14 protein-coding genes are annotated in these 18,325 nt (G+C 66.4%); 4 read left to right on the forward strand and 10 right to left on the reverse strand.

Annotation, left to right across the window (positions count from 1 at the left end; translation table 11 throughout):
• Positions 1-309: 309 nt before the first annotated feature.
• From ACFYOW_RS18395 to ACFYOW_RS18410, 4 genes are all read right to left on the reverse strand, one after another.
• Entirely contained in the window at positions 310-1,632 is a 1,323-nt protein-coding gene (locus ACFYOW_RS18395) for a lipase family protein (RefSeq protein WP_387289312.1), read from the reverse strand.
• A gap of 245 nt (positions 1,633-1,877) precedes the next feature.
• Positions 1,878-2,879, reverse strand: coding sequence for a ketol-acid reductoisomerase (ilvC, locus tag ACFYOW_RS18400; RefSeq protein ID WP_174566238.1), 1,002 nt, complete (start codon positions 2,877-2,879; stop codon positions 1,878-1,880).
• A 117-nt stretch (positions 2,880-2,996) separates the two neighbouring features.
• Positions 2,997-3,500, reverse strand: a complete 504-nt coding sequence (ilvN, locus tag ACFYOW_RS18405) for an acetolactate synthase small subunit (protein ID WP_387289314.1) — start codon at positions 3,498-3,500, stop codon at positions 2,997-2,999.
• On the reverse strand, positions 3,497-5,425 hold the full coding sequence (locus ACFYOW_RS18410) for an acetolactate synthase large subunit (protein ID WP_387289316.1): 1,929 nt from the start codon (positions 5,423-5,425) through the stop codon (positions 3,497-3,499). Before ACFYOW_RS18410 ends, ilvN begins: the two co-directional genes overlap by 4 nt.
• A gap of 407 nt (positions 5,426-5,832) precedes the next feature.
• On the opposite strand from ACFYOW_RS18410, the gene ACFYOW_RS18415 reads away from it, so the two are divergent.
• The 3 genes from ACFYOW_RS18415 to ilvD all read left to right on the forward strand — a co-directional run bounded on the left by ACFYOW_RS18415 (position 5,833) and on the right by ilvD (position 8,670).
• Positions 5,833-6,465, forward strand: a complete 633-nt coding sequence (locus tag ACFYOW_RS18415) for a PH domain-containing protein (protein ID WP_387289318.1) — start codon at positions 5,833-5,835, stop codon at positions 6,463-6,465.
• 80 nt (positions 6,466-6,545) lie between these two features.
• Positions 6,546-6,764, forward strand: coding sequence for a hypothetical protein (locus tag ACFYOW_RS18420; protein WP_387289320.1), 219 nt, complete (start codon positions 6,546-6,548; stop codon positions 6,762-6,764).
• Positions 6,765-6,828: 64 nt separating this feature from the next.
• Positions 6,829-8,670 carry a dihydroxy-acid dehydratase gene (gene ilvD, locus ACFYOW_RS18425; RefSeq protein WP_387289322.1) on the forward strand — a complete coding sequence of 614 codons (1,842 nt, stop codon included), beginning with the start codon at positions 6,829-6,831 and terminating at the stop codon, positions 8,668-8,670.
• A gap of 378 nt (positions 8,671-9,048) precedes the next feature.
• Here the strand turns inward: ilvD and ACFYOW_RS18430 are convergent, their stop codons facing one another.
• Positions 9,049-9,939 (reverse strand): DoxX family protein, encoded by an 891-nt coding sequence (locus ACFYOW_RS18430; RefSeq protein WP_387289323.1) that lies wholly within the window; start codon positions 9,937-9,939, stop codon positions 9,049-9,051.
• Positions 9,940-10,050: 111 nt separating this feature from the next.
• Between ACFYOW_RS18430 and ACFYOW_RS18435 the strand changes: the two genes are divergently transcribed.
• On the forward strand, positions 10,051-11,157 hold the full coding sequence (locus ACFYOW_RS18435; protein ID WP_387289325.1) for a PQQ-dependent sugar dehydrogenase: 1,107 nt from the start codon (positions 10,051-10,053) through the stop codon (positions 11,155-11,157).
• Positions 11,158-11,242: 85 nt separating this feature from the next.
• Here the strand turns inward: ACFYOW_RS18435 and gatB are convergent, their stop codons facing one another.
• The 5 genes from gatB to ACFYOW_RS18460 all read right to left on the reverse strand — a co-directional run bounded on the left by gatB (position 11,243) and on the right by ACFYOW_RS18460 (position 18,191).
• Complete coding sequence (gene gatB, locus ACFYOW_RS18440) at positions 11,243-12,748, reverse strand: Asp-tRNA(Asn)/Glu-tRNA(Gln) amidotransferase subunit GatB (protein ID WP_387289327.1); 1,506 nt, start codon at positions 12,746-12,748, stop codon at positions 11,243-11,245.
• Positions 12,749-12,889: 141 nt separating this feature from the next.
• Positions 12,890-14,272, reverse strand: coding sequence for an alpha/beta hydrolase family protein (locus ACFYOW_RS18445; RefSeq protein ID WP_387289329.1), 1,383 nt, complete (start codon positions 14,270-14,272; stop codon positions 12,890-12,892).
• Positions 14,273-14,492: 220 nt separating this feature from the next.
• A complete protein-coding gene (locus ACFYOW_RS18450) occupies positions 14,493-14,936 on the reverse strand; it encodes a hypothetical protein (protein ID WP_387289331.1) in 444 nt (147 codons plus the stop codon).
• 64 nt (positions 14,937-15,000) lie between these two features.
• Positions 15,001-16,035 carry an ATP-dependent 6-phosphofructokinase gene (locus ACFYOW_RS18455; protein ID WP_387289333.1) on the reverse strand — a complete coding sequence of 345 codons (1,035 nt, stop codon included), beginning with the start codon at positions 16,033-16,035 and terminating at the stop codon, positions 15,001-15,003.
• Between the two features lie 71 nt (positions 16,036-16,106).
• Complete coding sequence (locus ACFYOW_RS18460; RefSeq protein ID WP_387289335.1) at positions 16,107-18,191, reverse strand: protein kinase; 2,085 nt, start codon at positions 18,189-18,191, stop codon at positions 16,107-16,109.
• Positions 18,192-18,325 lie beyond the last annotated feature (134 nt).

The raw sequence follows: 18,325 nt of genomic DNA on the forward strand, positions 1-18,325 counted from the left end.
TTGGGGTCGCGTCTTTCCGTTTTCTCGAAGATCGACATAGGTGCCTCGGGCCTCCAACAGAACAACACTGACAGGGGGTGGGGCCGCCGAAATCCGTTGCGGTAAAACTGTCGCTCCAGAATAGCTGTGCCCGCGCCGACTGCCAGCAAACTGCCGAAAACCACCTTCTGACCTAACGAATTCCTGAGCCGAGGAGTGCATCGTCGCCGCGGCTGGTAGATCGAACGCGGTACTCGATTCGCATGCCGGCGGCGGGTTTCGGCCAGGAGCCGACCCGCCGCCGGGCATTACGCACCGAAAATCACCGTGCTACGGCAGCGCCGAGCAGTTGGATGGAGCGGGCATACCCGCGAGCCGATCGGTCAACCATTGCTGCGAGGCGAACAGCGACGGGAAGAAGGCGATCACGTGGGTGCCGACAAGTCCGGATGCGGGGGGAATTTCGGCGTTCGATTCCAGCTGAACGGGCACTCCGCCACCACACCAACCGGCGGCCACGTCGCGCACCGGCACAAATGGTGCTCCCTGGTCGTTGACGGCCGAGGCGGTGAGAACCGGAACGGCCGGGGCGCGTGTGCCGATACGCTGCTCGGCGAATGCCGATTGCAACGCCGGGGACCGATCGATAACGGCGGTAAGCGGTTGTCCGCTGGTGGTCCACTCGGACGTGTTCTGATGCTCCTGGGCAAGTCCGACCGGGACCGCGCATTTGCCCAGGGATTCCTGCAGGATCGCCTTGCCGAGGTCGTTGAGTTCGGCGTCCAACACCGGGCGAGTTTCCGGGTAGTCGGCGGCAATTCCGTTGAGTATCCAGGCGATTGCCGGTGCGAAATCGGCGCGACCGTCGTTGTATCCGATGAAGTATTCATCGTCCACCACCGGCCCACCGACGTAGGCGCCGCGCACATTCAGATCGGGGGCATAGCTCGATTGCAGTTCAGCCGCGCCCGCGGAGGCCATACCGCCCTGCGAATACCCGTAGAGAATGACCGGCGTGCCGGGGTTGAGGCCGGAGCCGGGCAATTGCAGCGCGGCGCGCGCGGAGTCCAGTACCGCGTAGGCCTGCGCTTTCCGGTTGAGATAGTCGTGCACATCGGGCGTGCCGAGGCCGTGATAGTCGGTCACCACTACCGCCATACCACGGTTGAGCAGCGAACGGATTGCCACCAGATCGTATTCGAAGATTATGTCCAACGGCGGCTGGGCCTGGACGATCTGCGTCATCAGCATCGAGGGCGCGCATTGATCGCCCTGTCCCTTGGTACCACCCGCGTACGCGACCAGTGGCCGCTCGCCCGGACCGGTCCACGGCACGCTCGGCTGCAGATACGTGCCCACAACCGCCGTACGCGCATCGTGGGTATCACTGCTGACGTACATGAGCCGCGTCGCCGCGGCGGGGACCATTCCCGGCTGCCCGGGCGCCGACATTGCCACGACCGCCGGTTCGGCGCGAACGATGGTGCCCCGTCCGTCCGGCAGCGATGGTGGCGGAAGGTAGAAATCGTCCTCCGCGACCGACTGCTCCCCGGCCGGTTGCGTCCATGCATGTGGAGCAGTGACCGTCCCGCCTCCGAGCAGAATGAGGGTTCCCGTCAAAGCTGCGGCCAATCCAAATATTCGGCTGCGCACGATTTCTGATCCTTCCTGCGATTTTGGGAGTACCCATGGCAACTAGAATCGGATAGTGAGGTTATCTCCAGGAAGATCGGTTTTCGGTGAATCCCGACCAGAAACGCCGATCTGCGATAGCCTCGAATGCCGCAAACACCGAAGTCCACTTCGGCGTTGCTTCGCGACTCTTCGATTGCGCCCCGCCGAAACAACAGTGGCCCACCCCGACGAATCGGGATGGGCCACTGTGCTGTTCGCGCGTATTACGCGGTTTCGGTGATCGGCCGGTCGACCCAGCTCATCAGGCCGCGCAGCTTGGCGCCGGTGACCTCGATCGGGTGCTCGGCGTTGGCCTTGCGCAGCGCCTCGAGCTCCTTGTTGCCGCCCTCGACATTGGCGACGAGGCGCTTGACGAAGGTGCCGTCCTGGATGTCGCGCAGGATGTCCTGCATGCGCTTCTTGGTGTCGGCGTCGATGACCCGCGGACCCGACAGGTAGCCACCGAATTCGGCGGTGTCGGAGACCGAGTAGTTCATGCGGGCGATGCCGCCCTCGTACATCAGGTCGACGATGAGCTTGAGCTCGTGCAGCACCTCGAAGTACGCCATCTCCGGCGCGTAGCCCGCCTCGACCATGACCTCGAAACCGGTCTTGACCAGCTCTTCGGTACCACCGCAGAGGACGGCCTGCTCACCGAACAGGTCGGTCTCGGTCTCTTCCTTGAAGGTGGTCTTGATGACGCCGGCGCGGGTGCCGCCGATGCCCTTGGCGTAGGACAGCGCCAGCGCCTGGCCCTCCCCCTTCGGATCCTGCTCGACCGCGATCAGGGCCGGAACGCCCTTGCCGTCGACGAACTGGCGCCGCACCAGGTGGCCAGGGCCCTTCGGCGCGACCATGCCGATGGTCACGTTGGCCGGGGGCTTGATCAGGCCGAAGTGGATGTTGAGGCCGTGGCCGAAGAACAGCGCGTCGCCGTCCTTCAGGTTGGGCTCGATGTCGTTGGTGAAGATCGACGCCTGGGCGGTGTCGGGGGCCAGCACCATGATCACGTCGGCCCACGCGGAAACCTCCGCCGGGGTGCCGACGGTCAGGCCCGCCTCTTCGGCCTTCGGCCGCGACTTCGAACCCTCAGCGAGGCCGACGCGGACCTCGACGCCGGAGTCGCGCAGGCTCAGCGAGTGCGCGTGGCCCTGGCTGCCGTAGCCGATGACAGCGACCTTGCGGCCCTGGATGATCGACAGGTCGGCGTCGTCGTCGTAGAACATCTCGACTGCCACTGTAGGTTCCCTTCTTGTTCTTCTTGTCGAAAGTTGTTTAGTTCGAAGCGGTTCAGCCGGCCAGCCCGCTTTTGGGCCGGCCCAAAGAACACAGCGCGGCGAGCGTTAGCGAGTCGCGGTGATCGACTTGGGTCCGCGGCCCACGGCCACCACACCGGACTGCACGATCTCCCGGATGCCATACGGCTCGAGCATCCGCAGCAGTGCGTCGAGCTTGGACCGGGTTCCGGTCGCCTCGACGGTGAGCGCGTCCGGCGAGACGTCGATCACCTTCGCCCGGAAGAGCGTAACCACCTCGATGACCTGGGTCCGCACGCTGGCGTCCGCACGCACCTTCACCAGGATCAGTTCGCGGGCGACCGAGGTGTCGGCGTCCTGCTCCACGATCTTGATGACGTTGACCAGCTTGTTGAGCTGCTTGGTGACCTGCTCGAGCGGCAGATCCTCGACCGTGACGACGATGGTCATGCGTGAGATCTCCGGGATCTCGGTGCCGCCGACCGCCAGCGATTCGATATTGAAGCCGCGGCGGGAGAACAGCGCCGCGACCCGTGCCAGCACGCCCGGCTTATCCTCCACCAGCACGCTGAGGGTGTGAGTCGTACTCACTGTTCGGTCCCCTTGCTCTTGTCGTGCGACATCGCCTCGTGGATGACGGCGGGCTCGGCGGCCTGCTCGTCCTCGTCGAAGAGTGGGCGGATGCCGCGCGCGGCCATGATCTCGTCGTTGCTGGTGCCCGCGGCGACCATCGGCCACACCTGGGCGTCCTTGCCGACGATGAAATCGATCACCACGGGACGGTCGTTGATGGACTGCGCCTCGCGGATCGCGGCCTCCACGTCTTCCTCGCGCTCGACCCGGATGCCGTGGCAGCCGAGGGCTTCGGCGAGTTTGACGAAATCGGGGATGCGCAGGGAGTGCGTGCCCAGATCGGTGTTGGAGTAGCGCTCCTCGTAGAACAGGGTCTGCCACTGGCGGACCATGCCGAGGTTGCCGTTGTTGATCAGCGCGACCTTGATCGGCACGCCCTCGACGGCGCAGGTGGCCAACTCCTGGTTGGTCATCTGGAAGCAGCCGTCACCGTCGACCGCCCACACCTCTTTGTCCGGCGCGCCCATCTTGGCGCCCATGGCGGCCGGGACGGCGTAGCCCATGGTGCCGAGACCACCGGAATTCAGCCAGGTGCGCGGCTTTTCGTACTTGATGAACTGCGCGGCCCACATCTGGTGTTGACCGACGCCGGCGCAGTAGATGGCGTCGGGTCCGGCCAGGCGGCCCAGCGCATCGATGACGAATTCCGGCGACAGCGAGCCGTCACTCGGCGTCGTCCAGCCGAGCGGGTAGCTCTTGCGGATGCCGTCGAGGTACTGCCACCAGTCGGTGAGGTCCAGCTTCGGCGCGCCGGCGGGGTCGGCCTTCAGCGTTTCGATCAGTTCGACGATCACCTCGCGGCAGTCGCCGACGATCGGGACATCGGCGTGCCGGTTCTTACCGATCTCGGCCGGGTCGATATCGGCGTGGATGATTTTCGCGTCGGGCGCGAAGGAGTCCAGCTGACCGGTGACGCGGTCGTCGAAACGCGCGCCGAGGGTGATCAGCAGATCGGACTTCTGCAGGGCGGCGACGGCGCCGACGGTGCCGTGCATGCCCGGCATGCCCATGTTGAGCTGGTGGCTGTCCGGGAACGCACCACGTGCCATCAGGGTGGTGACCACCGGGATGCCGGTCAGTTCGGCCAGCTCCAGCAGCTGGGGCGAGGCGTCGGCCTTGATCACGCCGCCGCCGACGTAGAGCACCGGCTGCTTGGACTCCAGGATCATCCGCGCGGCCTCGCGCACCTGCTTACCGTGCGGTTTGGTCACCGGACGGTAGCCGGGCAGCCGCATCTCCGGCGGCCAGCTGAAGGTGGTCTGCGCCTGCAGCACGTCCTTCGGGATGTCGACGAGCACCGCGCCCGGACGACCGGACGAGGCCAGGTAGAAGGCCTCCGCGATCATGCGCGGGATGTCGATGCCATCGGTGATGAGGAAGTTGTGCTTGGTGATCGGCATGGTGATGCCGGAGATATCGGCTTCCTGGAATGCGTCGGTGCCGATCAGGCCGCGCCCGACCTGGCCGGTGATGGCGACGATCGGAACCGAGTCCATCTGCGCGTCGGCGATCGGGGTGACCAGGTTGGTCGCGCCCGGACCGGAGGTGGCCATGCAGACGCCGACCTTGCCGGTGGCCTGCGCATAGCCGGTGGCGGCGTGCCCCGCGCCCTGCTCGTGCCGGACGAGGACGTGACGGACCTTGGTGGAATCGAAGAGCGGGTCGTAGACCGGGAGAATCGCGCCGCCGGGAATGCCGAATACCGTGTCGACGCCGAGCTCCTCGAGGGAGCGGACGACGGACTGCGCGCCGGTGACCCGCTCGGGCGGGACCTGGCGGCGGTTCGCCGCGTTGGTCGGACCGCCAGCGGGCGCGGCCTGCTGATTCGCCGAAGGCGCAGGCCTGCGGGCCGAGGGCCCGGGCCGTGCGGTTGGTGCACTCACCGTCTTCGTTCCTCACTGTTCGTACTAGACCCCGGACAACTGTGCTTGCACGTGGTGCCTTGCGAAGCGGCCACATGCCAGGACTTTTGTCCCGAACACAAAAAAGCCCCCGACAGCGCATGGCTGTTCGAGGGTGGCGCGTCGCAACGCGAGCTGACGTATTCGACTCAGGTAGTCAGGCTCAACGCTGGACGCGCCGGCCGATTACGAGCAACTCGTTTCGATTCACGCGCATGACGGTATGTGTGCGCGAGTCGATCAGTCAAACAGGTCTCATTATGTGAGACCGAGCGGGTGCTCGAGTCCGTTCACCATGATGCGAGGATGGTGGTGTGTCATCACCGCATCAGTCCGTGCCACCGGCTAAATCGTCCCACACGCCCGCGGCGGGATCGGAGACGGGTAGTTTGCCGGAACCGACCGAGCCGACGCAGACGGCGCAGGTCATCCGCATTACGCAGATGGCCCACCTCGGTGTGCTCGTACTGCTGTTCTGTGTCTTCTTCGCCTTCGTCGGCTGGCCGATCGGACTGTGGTGGCTGCTACTGCTCCCGGTCGCGGCAGTGGTGTGGATCGAACGCACGCGCACCACGGTGTCCGAGGACGGGCTGGATCTGCGCACGGTTTTCGGTTCGCGGCACCTCGACTGGACACAGGTCGCGGGCGTCGGCATTCCCAAGCGCGGGTTCGTGCGTGCCCATCTCACCGATGACACCGAGGTGAAGCTGCCCGCGGTCAGCTACGACCGGTTGCGTGATCTGATCCGCGCGTCGAACGGCCGGATTCCGGATCTGTTCGCGGCGGAGGCGGCGGCACGGGAGGCGGAGTACGAAGCGCGCAAGAGCGAGGACGAGGCCGAGTCGACCAAGGCCGGGATTGAAGCGCCCGAAGCCGAAGCCAAGGCGGAAGCGACCGAGCCCGAGGCGAACGCGGAAGCGGCCGAAGCCGAGGCGGAAGGGGCCGGCGCCGACGTCGAAGCACCTGCCACCGAAATCGCGGCGCGCGACTCCGACACCGACGTGCGCGACTCCGACGCGTAACGATCGACGCGCGCGACTCCGACGACTTGTGGTTCACCAGCGGCGGGGATAGGACCGCGGCCAGGTAGGCTCGCTGCCGGATGCGCGATCCGGTGACCGCGTCGGACGAACAATCCCCGCCCGCACGCACCGGACCAGTGGATACCGACGGTGCCGGAACCGACACGGCCGATGACACCGTCCGCGCCGACGACCACCCTCGCGGCGACACCATCCCGAACCACACACCGATGGCGAGCAGTGCCGTCGACCGCCCCGAAATCCCTGCCGCGCGCAGGAGTAACGTGGTCGGTCGCTGAATTCGCTCAGTGAGCGAACTCCGCGCAGTCGCACATCAGCCCCCGCGACCTCCCGAGGATTTACATGCCACCGCTTCGTTCACGGACAACCACCATCGGCCGCAATGCCGCGGGCGCGCGCGCACTCTGGCGCGCCACCGGTATGACCGACTCCGACTTCGGTAAGCCGATCGTCGCCATCGCGAACTCCTACACGCAGTTCGTACCGGGCCACGTGCATCTGAAGAATGTCGGTGAGATCGTCGCGGACGCGGTGCGCGCCGCGGGCGGTGTACCGCGAGAGTTCCACACCATCGCGGTCGACGACGGCATCGCGATGGGCCACGGCGGCATGCTCTACTCGCTGCCCTCGCGTGAAATCATCGCCGATTCGGTCGAATACATGGCCAACGCACACACCGCCGACGCGCTGGTGTGCATCTCCAACTGCGACAAGATCACGCCCGGCATGCTCAATGCCGCTATGCGCCTGAACATCCCGGCCGTCTTTGTTTCCGGCGGGCCGATGGAGGCCGGTAAGGCCGTGGTCGTCGGCGGTGTCGCACAGGCGCCGACCGATCTGATCACCGCGATCGCGGCCAGCGCCAATATGAATGTCAGCGAGGAAGGCCTGTCCGAGGTCGAGCGCAGCGCGTGTCCGACCTGTGGCTCCTGCTCGGGCATGTTCACCGCGAATTCGATGAACTGCCTCACCGAGGCGCTCGGACTCGCCTTGCCCGGCAACGGATCCACGCTGGCCACCCATGCCGCCCGGCACGCGCTGTTCGAGCGGGCGGGCACCGTGATCGTCGATATCGCGAATCGCTGGTACCGCGAGGACGATGCGTCGGTGCTGCCGCGGAACGTGGCCAATGCCAAGGCCTTCCGCAATGCGATGGCGCTGGACGTGGCGATGGGCGGTTCCACCAATACGGTGCTGCACACCCTGGCCGCCGCGCAGGAGGGTGAGATCGACTTCGATCTGTCGACCATCGAGGAGACCAGCCGCCAGGTGCCGACGCTGTCCAAGGTCTCCCCCAACTCGGATTACCACATGGAGGACGTGCACCGGGCCGGTGGCATTCCGGCCATCCTCGGCGAGCTGCGCCGGGCCGGACTGCTGGAGACCGACGTCACCACGGTGCACACCAAGAGCTTCGACGAATGGCTCGACACCTGGGATATCCGCTCCGGCAAGGCATCCGAGGAAGCCGTCGAACTGTTCCACGCCGCGCCGGGCGGGGTGCGCACGACCGAGCCGTTCTCCACGAGCAACCGGTGGTCGTCGCTGGACACCGACGCCGCGGGCGGCTGCATCCGTGATCTCGAGCACGCCTACACCAAGGAGGGCGGGCTGGTCGTGCTGCGCGGCAATATCGCACCCGACGGTGCGGTGCTCAAGACCGCCGGTATCGACGAGGAGCTGTTCACCTTCCAGGGTCCGGCCGTGGTGGTGGAGTCGCAGGAGGAGGCCGTTTCGGCGATCCTCGGCAAGAAGATCAAGCCGGGCGATGTGATCGTGGTCCGCTACGAGGGCCCCGCGGGCGGCCCGGGTATGCAGGAAATGCTGCACCCCACCGCATTCCTGAAGGGCGCCGGTCTCGGCAAGAAATGCGCGCTGATCACCGACGGCCGCTTCTCCGGTGGCACCTCCGGTTTGTCGATCGGCCACATGTCGCCCGAGGCGGCCAGTGGCGGCGCCATCGGCCTGATCGAGAACGGCGACCAGATCCGCATCGACGTCACCACGCGCACCCTCGAGGTGCTCGTCGATGATGCCGTGCTGGCCGAACGCCGCGCGAAAATGGAAGCGTCCGAACGGCCTTGGCAGCCGGTCGATCGGGTGCGTCCGGTGACCACCGCGCTGCGTGCCTATGCCGCACTCGCGACCTCCGCCGACAAGGGTGCCGTGCGGCGCGTGCCGTAATTACCCGACACTCGACGGCGTCCCTCGTGCTTGCATGGGGGACGCCGTTCGCATTCCAGCCAACAGGATTGCGGCCGTCCACCGGCTCGACGTTCCGCCGCAGGAGACATGCACTTGCGTCGACCTTTGAATCGGCGCGTCGGTGTCGCTGCGAGTGACACGGCTTGCGTTCCGACAACATCGCCGTCGAACAGCGGCCCGACTACGGACACAGTCGGCGATCGCGGACGCATGTGCTCGGCACAGGCACTACGCGCCAGCAGATGACGTCGGTCGGTATCAGCGCTGAGACGCAGCATCCCTTGTGCCCCACCAAACATCGCCCAGAAACGAAGGGCGCCCCTCGAAGACGAAGGGCGCCAGTGGAATTGGGCAGGTTTACTTGAACGGGCCGATCCCGGTCAGCGGGTTGCCGCCATGGAGCCAGTACCAGGTGCCGATGGCGGCGGCCACGGCCAGGATGAGGACTACGAAGGAACCGTAGGCGGGGCGGGTGGCCCAGCCGCGGTTGCGGTCGAAGGACAGGCGGCCCGGTCCGGTCAGCAGCAGGACGACCGCGGTGCCCGCGAGGATGGACTCCAGTTCCACACCACTCTTGACCGAGGACTTGTACTGGAAGCCGGGGATCATGCCCTGCTTCCACAGCCACGCGTCGATGATCACCGCGAGCACCGCACCCGCGGCGAGCGGAGTGGCCAGACCGAGGACAAGCAGTCCGCCGCCACCGACTTCACCGGCGATGACCAGGATGGTCGAGAGGGTCGCGTGATCCCAGCCGCCCGAGGCCATCATGTCGCGGGTGTTGTCCAGGCCCTGGCCGTTGAACCAAGTGGTGAGCTTCTGCAGGCCGTGGTAGATGAAGGTGCCGCCGACGACGAGGCGCAGCACGAACAGGCCGAGGTCGAGAGTGCCGCGGCGGGCGTCGCCATTGCGGCGGCGCAGCGGGCGGCTCGGCTCGCCGCCGGACGCGTTCGGGGCGGGCGGGATGCTGGCGTAGGAGTAGGACGCGGCTTCGTTCGCCCTGGTCTGTTCACCGACCGAAGGGATCTCCGGATCGAGCCCGAGTTCCTCCTCGGTGCGCGGCACATCCTTGGTCAGTTCGGGGCCGCTCCGCGCGGTATCGGATGACAGTCTGGGCAGCACGCCGGTGGGTGAATCGTAGGGACTGGTCACGCCACGACCGGTGGACGACACCGCCGACTGCTCATCCGTGGGCGAGGCCGCGCCCTCGGTTTTGGGCGCGGATGTGTCTTTGGGCTCTTCGGTCACGGTCGATACCCTATGCGGCCTTGCGCCCGCGTGGGCGGTCTCGATGCGACGGCGTGTCCGTTTATCGACCCGGAGCGGCACATCGGCCGCGGTTTCCGTAACGTCTGAACCATGAGTTTGGTTGTCGCTGGGCGTATCGCCCTGAGCCTGGCGCTCGGCTCCGTCCTGCTGGTCGGCTGCGCCCGATTCGACGATTCCGCCTCCAGCCCGTTCACACCCGAACCGACCTTCAACCCCGCCGAACCCAAATCGCCGCAGCAGAGCCCCTCGCAGCGTCCGCGCCCGACCGGCCCGTGCATCGATCCGGATCCGAATGTGATCACAACCTGCCTGGATTCCACCGCGGGCATCATCTCGATCGGCGAGGATGCGCTGGTCACCGAGCGACGCACCGGACGCATCTACAAGACGGTCGCGGTGGATCCGAGCGATCCGCAGTCGCCGCCGATTCTGGTCGGCCAGGTCGATGTGGACGGCTCCGGGGACGGCGGCATCTCCGATATCGCCCTCTCGCCGACTTACCGCGAGGACGGACTCATATACGCCTACATCACCACCGCATCCGACAACCGGGTGGTGCGCATCGCGGAGAACGGGCCGCCGAAGACCATCCTCACCGGAATTCCGAAGGGGTCGGTCGGTAATCACGGTGCGCTGGAATTCATTTCGCCGACCGAACTGTTGGTACTGACCGGCGATGCGGGCAATCCCGGTCTGGCAAGTGCGCCGTCGTCGTTGGCCGGGAAGGTATTACGGATCAATTCACCGTCGCCGGGAGCCAATCCGGAGGTCGTGGTGTCCGGCCTCGGCACGGCGGGAGATCTGTGCGACGACGGTAAGGACAGCGTCTGGATCACCGATCGCACCCCGACCGAGGATCGTCTGCAGCGCTTGGGCCGGGACGGATCGATCACCACCGCGTGGACTTGGCCGGATCGGCCCGGCGTTGGTGGCTGCGCGGCCGGACCCGATGTGGTGGCGATCGCGATGTCGGGGGCGAAGGCGCTGGCGATCGCGAATCCGGATGCGAATACCCACGCGATCACCGCGGCGCCGACGTTCACCGTGCAGGACAAATACGGCAGGCTCGGCGGTGCGGCGGCCGGTGCGGACGGCACCATCTGGGCGACCACCGTCAACAATGACGATAATCACGGGCCGTTCGACGATCGGGTGATCAAGATCCCGCCGCCGTCGCAGGGCACCGGGCCGGACTAACCGCGCCGATCGCAAAGTGGGCGGGTCCTTAGGGACCCGCCCACTTCAGTTGGCTTCGTCGGGAAACCGCCGGTGCGGACCGAACTCAGGCGCAGGCCTCGAGCACGAGTTCACGCACGCGAGCCGCATCGGCTTGGCCGCGCGTCGCCTTCATGACGTCACCGACGATCTTGCCCGCGGCCTGTACCTTGCCCGAGCGGATCTTCGCGGCGATATCGGGATTGGCCTCGAGTGCCTTCTGCACCTCCGCCTGCAGCGCGGTCTCGTCGCTGACCATGCCGAGGCCCTTGGTCTCGACGATCTTCGCCGGATCACCCTCGCCCGCGAGCACGAAGTCGACGACCTGCTTGGCGACCTTGTTGTTCACCGTCTTCGATTCGACGAGCTTGATCACCTCGGCCACCTGGGCGGGCGTGATCGGCAATTCCTCCAGGGAAGCCTCACGCTCCTTGGCCTTTTCGGTGAGGTAGGCGACCCACCACGAGCGGGCCTCGTTGGCCGGAGCGCCCGCATCGACGGTCGCGATGATCAGGTCCAGCGCGCCCGCGTTCACCAGGTCGCGCATGACCTCGTCGGACAATCCCCAGTCGGACTGGATGCGCGCGCGGCGCAGCCACGGGTACTCCGGGATGGTGCCGCGCAGCTGCTCTACCCAATCCTCTGCGGGCGCAACGGGTTCCAGGTCCGGCTCGGGGAAGTAGCGGTAGTCCTCGGCGGTCTCCTTGCGGCGACCGGGCGAGGTGGTGCCGTCGCTCTCGTGGAAGTGCCTGGTCTCCTGCACGATCGAACCGCCGTCGGCGAGAATGGCGGCCTGACGGCGCATTTCGAAGCGAACCGCGACCTCGACGCTCTTGAGCGAGTTGACGTTCTTGGTCTCGGTGCGGGTGCCGAATTCCGTCGCGCCGATGGACATCAGCGAAACGTTGGCATCGCAACGCAGCGAGCCCTGCTCCATTTTGACGTCGGAGACCTGCAGCGACTTCAGGACCTCACGCAGCGCGGTCACGTAGGCGCGCGCCACTTCCGGTGCTCGCTCCCCCGCGCCGGTGATCGGCTTGGTGACGATCTCGATGAGCGGCACGCCGGCCCGGTTGTAGTCCAGCAGCGAGTGACTCGCGCCGTGGATGCGGCCGGTCGAGCCACCGATGTGGGTGGACTTGCCGGTGTCCTCCTCCATATGCGCGCGCTCGATCTCGACACGGAAAGTACTGCCATCGTCGAGAACCACGTCGAGGTGACCGTTGGTGGCGATCGGCTCGTCGTATTGGCTGATCTGGTAGTTCTTCGGCTGGTCCGGGTAGAAGTAGTTCTTGCGCGCGAACCGGCCCCACGGGGTGATCGCGCAATTCAGGGCCAGCCCGATCCGGATCGCCGACGCCACGGCCTGCTCGTTCACCACCGGCAGCGAGCCGGGCAGACCGAGGCACACCGGGCATACCTGGGTGTTCGGCTCCGCACCGAACTCGGTCGGACAACCGCAGAACATCTTGGTGGCGGTGTTCAGCTCGACGTGAACCTCCATGCCGAGCACCGGCTCGAACCGGTCGATGACATCGGCATAGTCCATCAAGTCGACGGTGGGTGCACTCATAGCGATCAGTCTATTGACCCGCCCGCCGCCCTCGCCAAGCGACCGCACCCGTCGACTGCCGTGTCTCGCCGAAGCATGGGCTGGACTGTCGCATCGCCAGTGCCGACCTGCTGTGCGGCACCGGACCAGCGGGGCGGTCCGCTAGCGGGGTTGGGTGTGTTGGGTGAGCCAGGTGGTGGTGTAGGTGAGCACGTCGGGGGCGATGGTGGTTTCGATGCCGGTGTATTCGCTGGGCAGGCCGGAGTTGGCGGGTTGCATGAGGTGGTTCAGGTCGGGGAAGACGTGCACGGTGGCGTCCGGGTCGGCGGTCAGGCGGTCGCGCATCGGTTGTTCGTTCTGGGTGGCGAGGACCTGCATGTCCTTGGTGCCGAAGAAGGCGAGGACCGGGATGCGCAGGGCGGAGAGCGCGGTGGCCGGATCGTAGGTGATGAAGGACGCCATGTACGTGGTGTTGTAGGCGTCGAGGGTTTCCGCGGAGGCGCGCTGGTTCGGCGGGAGGGATTCGTTGTGGCGGTAGGCGAGGTCCTTGGCGGCGGCCAGGTCACCGGCGCGGATCAGATTGGTCCAGTCGGTGATGTAGGTGACCTGATCATCGATTTGGGACTGCGTTGCGCCCGCCGCGCTGAGCAGTGCGCGGTTCTGCTCGATCAGCACCTCCCAGCCGGGTACCGAGGGGCCCGCCATCAGGATCGCGAAGGCGACGCCGCTGTCCGGGCGGGATGCCACCAGGGGTGCGAGATAGCCGCCCTCACTATGGCCGAACAGTCCGACGCGGGCCGGGTCGATATCCGGGCGGGCGCGCAGGAAGCGCACCCCGGCGGCCGCATCCGCGGCGAGATCGCTGTATGTGGCGTCGTCGAGTTTGCCGCTGGTACCGCCGACGCCGCGGTCATCGGTACGCAGTACGGCATAACCCGCACGAGTGTAGGTGTCGGCCAGCAGCAGGAAAGGCTTGTGGCCCATGAGTTCTTCGTTGCGGTCCTGGGGGCCGCTGCCGGAGATCATCAGGATTGCCGGGAAGGGGCCGTTGCCCTCGGGCAGAGTCAGTGTGCCCGCGATGGCGATATCGCCGTTGCGGTAGGTGACGTCCTCGGAGCGGTAGGGGTACGGCGGTTTCGGCTCCTGCGGATGCGCGGACGTCCCGATCTTGCCGGGCTCGAACGTCAATGGCACGCTCTGGCCCGCTTGCCGGAACTGACCGCTGATCCGGTTGGCATCCTTGTCGAATTTGCCGTCGAACACCGCATCGCCCGGAGTGTTCGGAATCGCGAACGCCACCCGATCCGGTTCGGCGGAAACATCTTTCAGCTCCGCGCCATTCACACCCTGCGACGGGATGTCGATGGTGGCACTGCCGTTGTCGGCGAAACTCACCCCCACCGCCAACGGTGCGCCGGGCACCTCGATGGACCCGTGCCAATCCCCGGTCAACGACCGGGTCTGGCCCTTATCCGATGACGAACAGCCCGCCACCAACGCAACGATCAGGACCAGAACCGAGACGAGCCATCGCCCAGTGCGCATTCCACAACATTACCGATCCGCGCGGACAATTCGGACGAACTCCGGGGCGCGCGGCCTCACGGTCACGCCCACCACACCGGCGCAGGACCGCTCAGCGAACCGATATCGTTGCGCGGCAATCACCTCCGCCCGCGCCTCGAACCGGCGTGACAATCGCTCCCATTCCCCCTGCAACCGCCGCCCCGATCGCCCCCGCGCCAGCGAAACGCCGGGGCGAGGTTCAGTCCGCGCGGGCGTATCGGACCGCGGCGGCGATCGCGTCCATGTCGAGTTCGAGGGTGGGGTCGTCTTCTTGTGCCTCTTGAAATTCCAGCATGGCGTCCGACATGCCGCCGCGGCGTGCGATGGCGAGGAGTTCACGGCGGACGTAGGCGCCGAGCGGGAGTTCGGCGGCGCGGGCACGGCGACCGAACATGCCGAGGGCGTCGGCGGGCAGATCGTAGACCTGGATGAGGGTTACCGCATCGGAGTCGAATTGCGGGGTCAGATCGCGGCCCTGGGCTTCCAGGAATTCCACGATCGTGTCCACGGAAGTTCGCCGATGCGCCATTGCGATCAGTTCCTGACGGACCTGAGCTTCGATCGATATGCCCGCGATGCGAGCACGGCGGCGGAATACGGCGACAGCATCGGTGGGCAGGTCGGATACCTGGAGTTGAGCCACGACGACCAGAGTAGCTGTGCGACAAGGAATTCGGCAGGTCTCGATTGTGCAACAACCGCTGGAATCAGCCGAAAAATGCCTCAGCTTCACGGTAGCGCTCGGTGGGCACCCGCTTGAGTTGCTTGGTGGCCTCGGACAACGGAACCAGATCGATGGAAGTGCCGTGCAGAGCAACCATTTGGCCGAATTGTCCGGCATGTACGGCTTCGGCGGCATGCAGACCGAAGCGGGTCGCCAGCACCCGGTCGTACGGGGTCGGGCTGCCGCCACGTTGGACGTGACCGAGCACGGTGGTGCGGACCTCTTTGCCGATGCGGCGTTCGATCTCGGTGCCCAACTGCTGGGCGACACCGGTGAACCGTTCGTGGCCGAATTCGTCGATGCCACCCTCGAGCAGAGCGAATCCGGAATCCGGGGCCGGATGCGCGCCCTCGGCCACCACGCAGATGAAGTGCTTATCGCCGCGCTGGAAGCGGCGCTTGATCATCGAGCACACCTCGTCCACGTCGAAAGGCACCTCGGGAACCAACGTGAGGTGCGCGCCGGCCGCCACACCCGAGTTGATCGCGATCCAGCCCGCGTGGCGGCCCATCACCTCGACCAGCATGACGCGCTGATGCGATTCCGCGGTGGTGTGCAGCCGGTCGATGGCCTCGGAGGCGATGGACAGCGCGGTGTCGTGGCCGAAAGTGACGTCGGTGCAGTCGATGTCGTTATCGATGGTCTTCGGGACGCCGACCACCGGGACGCCTTCGTCGGACAGCCAACTCGCGGCGGTGAGCGTGCCCTCGCCGCCGATCGGGATCAGCGCCTCGATCCCGTTGTCATCGAGGGTGCGTTTGATCTGGTCCAGTCCGGCATGCAGTTTGTCAGGATTGGTGCGAGCGGTGCCGAGCATCGTGCCGCCCTTGGTGAGCAGGCGGTCGGTGCGATCGTCGTTCTGAATGGTGATCTTTCGGTCTTCGAGTAGCCCGCGCCAGCCGTCCTGGAATCCGATGATCGCGTCCCCGTAGCGTCCGTTCGCGGTGCGAACGACGGCACGGATGACCGCGTTCAGTCCTGGACAGTCGCCGCCTCCGGTCAACACTCCGATGCGCATGGCGCATATCTTGCACCGCTTCGCGCGATCGCGCGGTCGCACCCCCGTGAACACCGGGTAACGGCTACGACTCAATACACATAGACGATGGCGTTCTCGCCGCCGCTGCAGGTCGCGAATTGATCACCGGCCGTGCAATTCATCTTGTAATCCCGATTGTTGATCGGGCTGTGCGCCATGACCGACCGATCGGTAATAGTGCTGTCACCACCGTTCGCGTACGCCTTGCGCACCTCCTCGGCGAAGGCGCAACTGGTGACGGTGGTGCCGATCGCGGACGAGGTGAAGCGGCCGAGCGCCGGATACAGCTGGGCGCACGGTTTCGCACCGGCGGGCAGGTGTGCGGGCATGGTCGTGGTCGCCGGTTGGCCGAAATGCCGGCTTGCGTTGTGCACCTGCCAACCGATAATCCCCCCGATCGCCAGGATTACAAGCACCGCGCAGATCCAGACGATGCGCATCGATCGACGCGCAGGAATGGGTGTCGGATCCGGTGGATACGGTGCGTCGGATTGGGGCATCGGCATGCCGACGGTTCTCGACAGTGCCTCGGTGGTCGCGTCATGCGGTGGAATTTCGCTGCGCATCGGATCCGATGAGTGCCGGGGCACGTACGTCGGCTCGAGTCCGGTGATCTGCTGCGGTCCGCTGGCGGAGTGCGGCCCGATATGCGACTGAGGTCTGGTCGATTGTTGCGAACCGCTCCCTTGCGGCTGGCCTCCCGTCCGTCGCGGACCGCCCGTCGACCGCGGACCACTCGCCGACGGCAGCCCGCCCGCCATCGGCGGACCGTCACTCGCCGACGGTGTACCACCTGCCCGCTGCGGCCCACTCTCCGGCGCCAAACCGTCCGCCTGCCACGGCCCGCCTGACTGCCGCGGGTCACCTGACTGCTGCGGCCCACCAGACTGCTGCAAACCACTTACCGATTGCGAGCCACCCGACTGCAGCCCAGTCGCCGATGCCGGACCGCTCGTCTGCGAACCGCCCGCCAATTGTGAACCGCCCGGCGACTGCGGTCCGCTCGTCGATTGCGAACCCCCGGCCCACTGCGATCCACCAGCACGCAGCGAACCACCTACCGATTGCGGCCCACCCGACTGCTGGGAATCACTCGCCCGCGGCGGACCACCCGACTGCTGCGATCCACCCGACTGCTGCGGACCGACTGCTGATTGCGACCCGGCTGACTGCTGTGGCCAGTTCGGCGGCTGCCGATCGATCGTCGATTGCGGTCCGAAGGTCGGGAAGATGATGGTCGCTGGGGCAGGCTGTGGGTTGGAGATCTCGGCGGTGGGCAAGTCCGAGTTCGGCACGGACGATGTGCCCGATACCGCAGCTCTGGCCGCCGAGGCGAGCGCGCGGGCCGTTGGGTAGCGATCGGCGGGTTCCTTCGCCATGCCGCGGGAAATTACCTCGTCCAGTGCGCCGGGCAGTCCGGCTCGTTTGGTGGTCGGGCGGGGTGGTGGTGTCGAAAGGTGGGCTCGGATGAGCGAACTCATGCCGTCGGCCGGAAAAGGTTGTGCACCGGTGAGGCATTCGAACAGCACGCAGGCCAGGGAGTAGACGTCGGCGGTGCCGCCGATCGGTGCGGTGTCGAATCGTTCCGGCGCGATGTAGCTGTAGGAGCCGATGGCTTGGCCGGTCGCGGTGACGCTGGGGTCGCGCTCGGAGCGGGCGATGCCGAAGTCGGCGAGGTACGCGAAATCCGAGGGGGTGACCAGGATATTGGCGGGTTTGACGTCGCGATGCACCAAACCCTCGGCATGCGCGGCATCGAGGGCGGCCGCGACCTGTTCGATGATGCCGACCGCACGGGTGGGGCTCAGTGGCCCCTTGTCGCGCAGCACCGAGCGCAGATCGCTGCCCCGGACCAGCCGCATATCGATATAGAGCACACCGTCGATCTCGCCCCAGTCGTGAATCGGGATGACGTGCGGTTCGGCCAGTCGCGCGGCGACCCGGGATTCGTGCCGGAATCGCTGCTGGAACCGCGGATCGTCGGCCAGCGCCATGGGCAGCAGTTTGACCGCGACCACCCGGTCCTTGACCGTGTCGTACGCCTCGTAGACCTCCCCCATCCCGCCGCGGCCCAGCAGTGCACGTAATTCGTAGGGTCCGAATCGCGTACCGGCCCGCGACTGCGTTTCGTCCACCCCGTTACCTCCACCTCGCCGAACCGCGCCACGGTCGTGGTCCTGCGATCTCACCCTTTAGTCGGGATTCTCGGGTGCCACCGTTACCCGGTCAAGTGTGCGCGCCCACGGGCCGCCGCGCGAACCCGTGGGCG

This window comes from Nocardia sp. NPDC006982 (genome assembly GCF_042869435.1).
Lineage (GTDB): Bacteria > Actinomycetota > Actinomycetes > Mycobacteriales > Mycobacteriaceae > Nocardia.

What these genes read in the sequence shown, in the direction of transcription:
- ilvC (WP_174566238.1), bottom strand. Translation starts at nt 2,879, where the DNA reads ATGTTCTACGACGACGACGCCGACCTGTCGATCATCCAGGGCCGCAAG.
- ACFYOW_RS18420 (WP_387289320.1), top strand. Translation starts at nt 6,546, where the DNA reads ATGCGCGATCCGGTGACCGCGTCGGACGAACAATCCCCGCCCGCACGC.
- ilvD (WP_387289322.1), top strand. Translation starts at nt 6,829, where the DNA reads ATGCCACCGCTTCGTTCACGGACAACCACCATCGGCCGCAATGCCGCG.
- ACFYOW_RS18435 (WP_387289325.1), top strand. Translation starts at nt 10,051, where the DNA reads ATGAGTTTGGTTGTCGCTGGGCGTATCGCCCTGAGCCTGGCGCTCGGC.
- gatB (WP_387289327.1), bottom strand. Translation starts at nt 12,748, where the DNA reads ATGAGTGCACCCACCGTCGACTTGATGGACTATGCCGATGTCATCGAC.
- ACFYOW_RS18445 (WP_387289329.1), bottom strand. Translation starts at nt 14,272, where the DNA reads ATGCGCACTGGGCGATGGCTCGTCTCGGTTCTGGTCCTGATCGTTGCG.
- ACFYOW_RS18455 (WP_387289333.1), bottom strand. Translation starts at nt 16,035, where the DNA reads ATGCGCATCGGAGTGTTGACCGGAGGCGGCGACTGTCCAGGACTGAAC.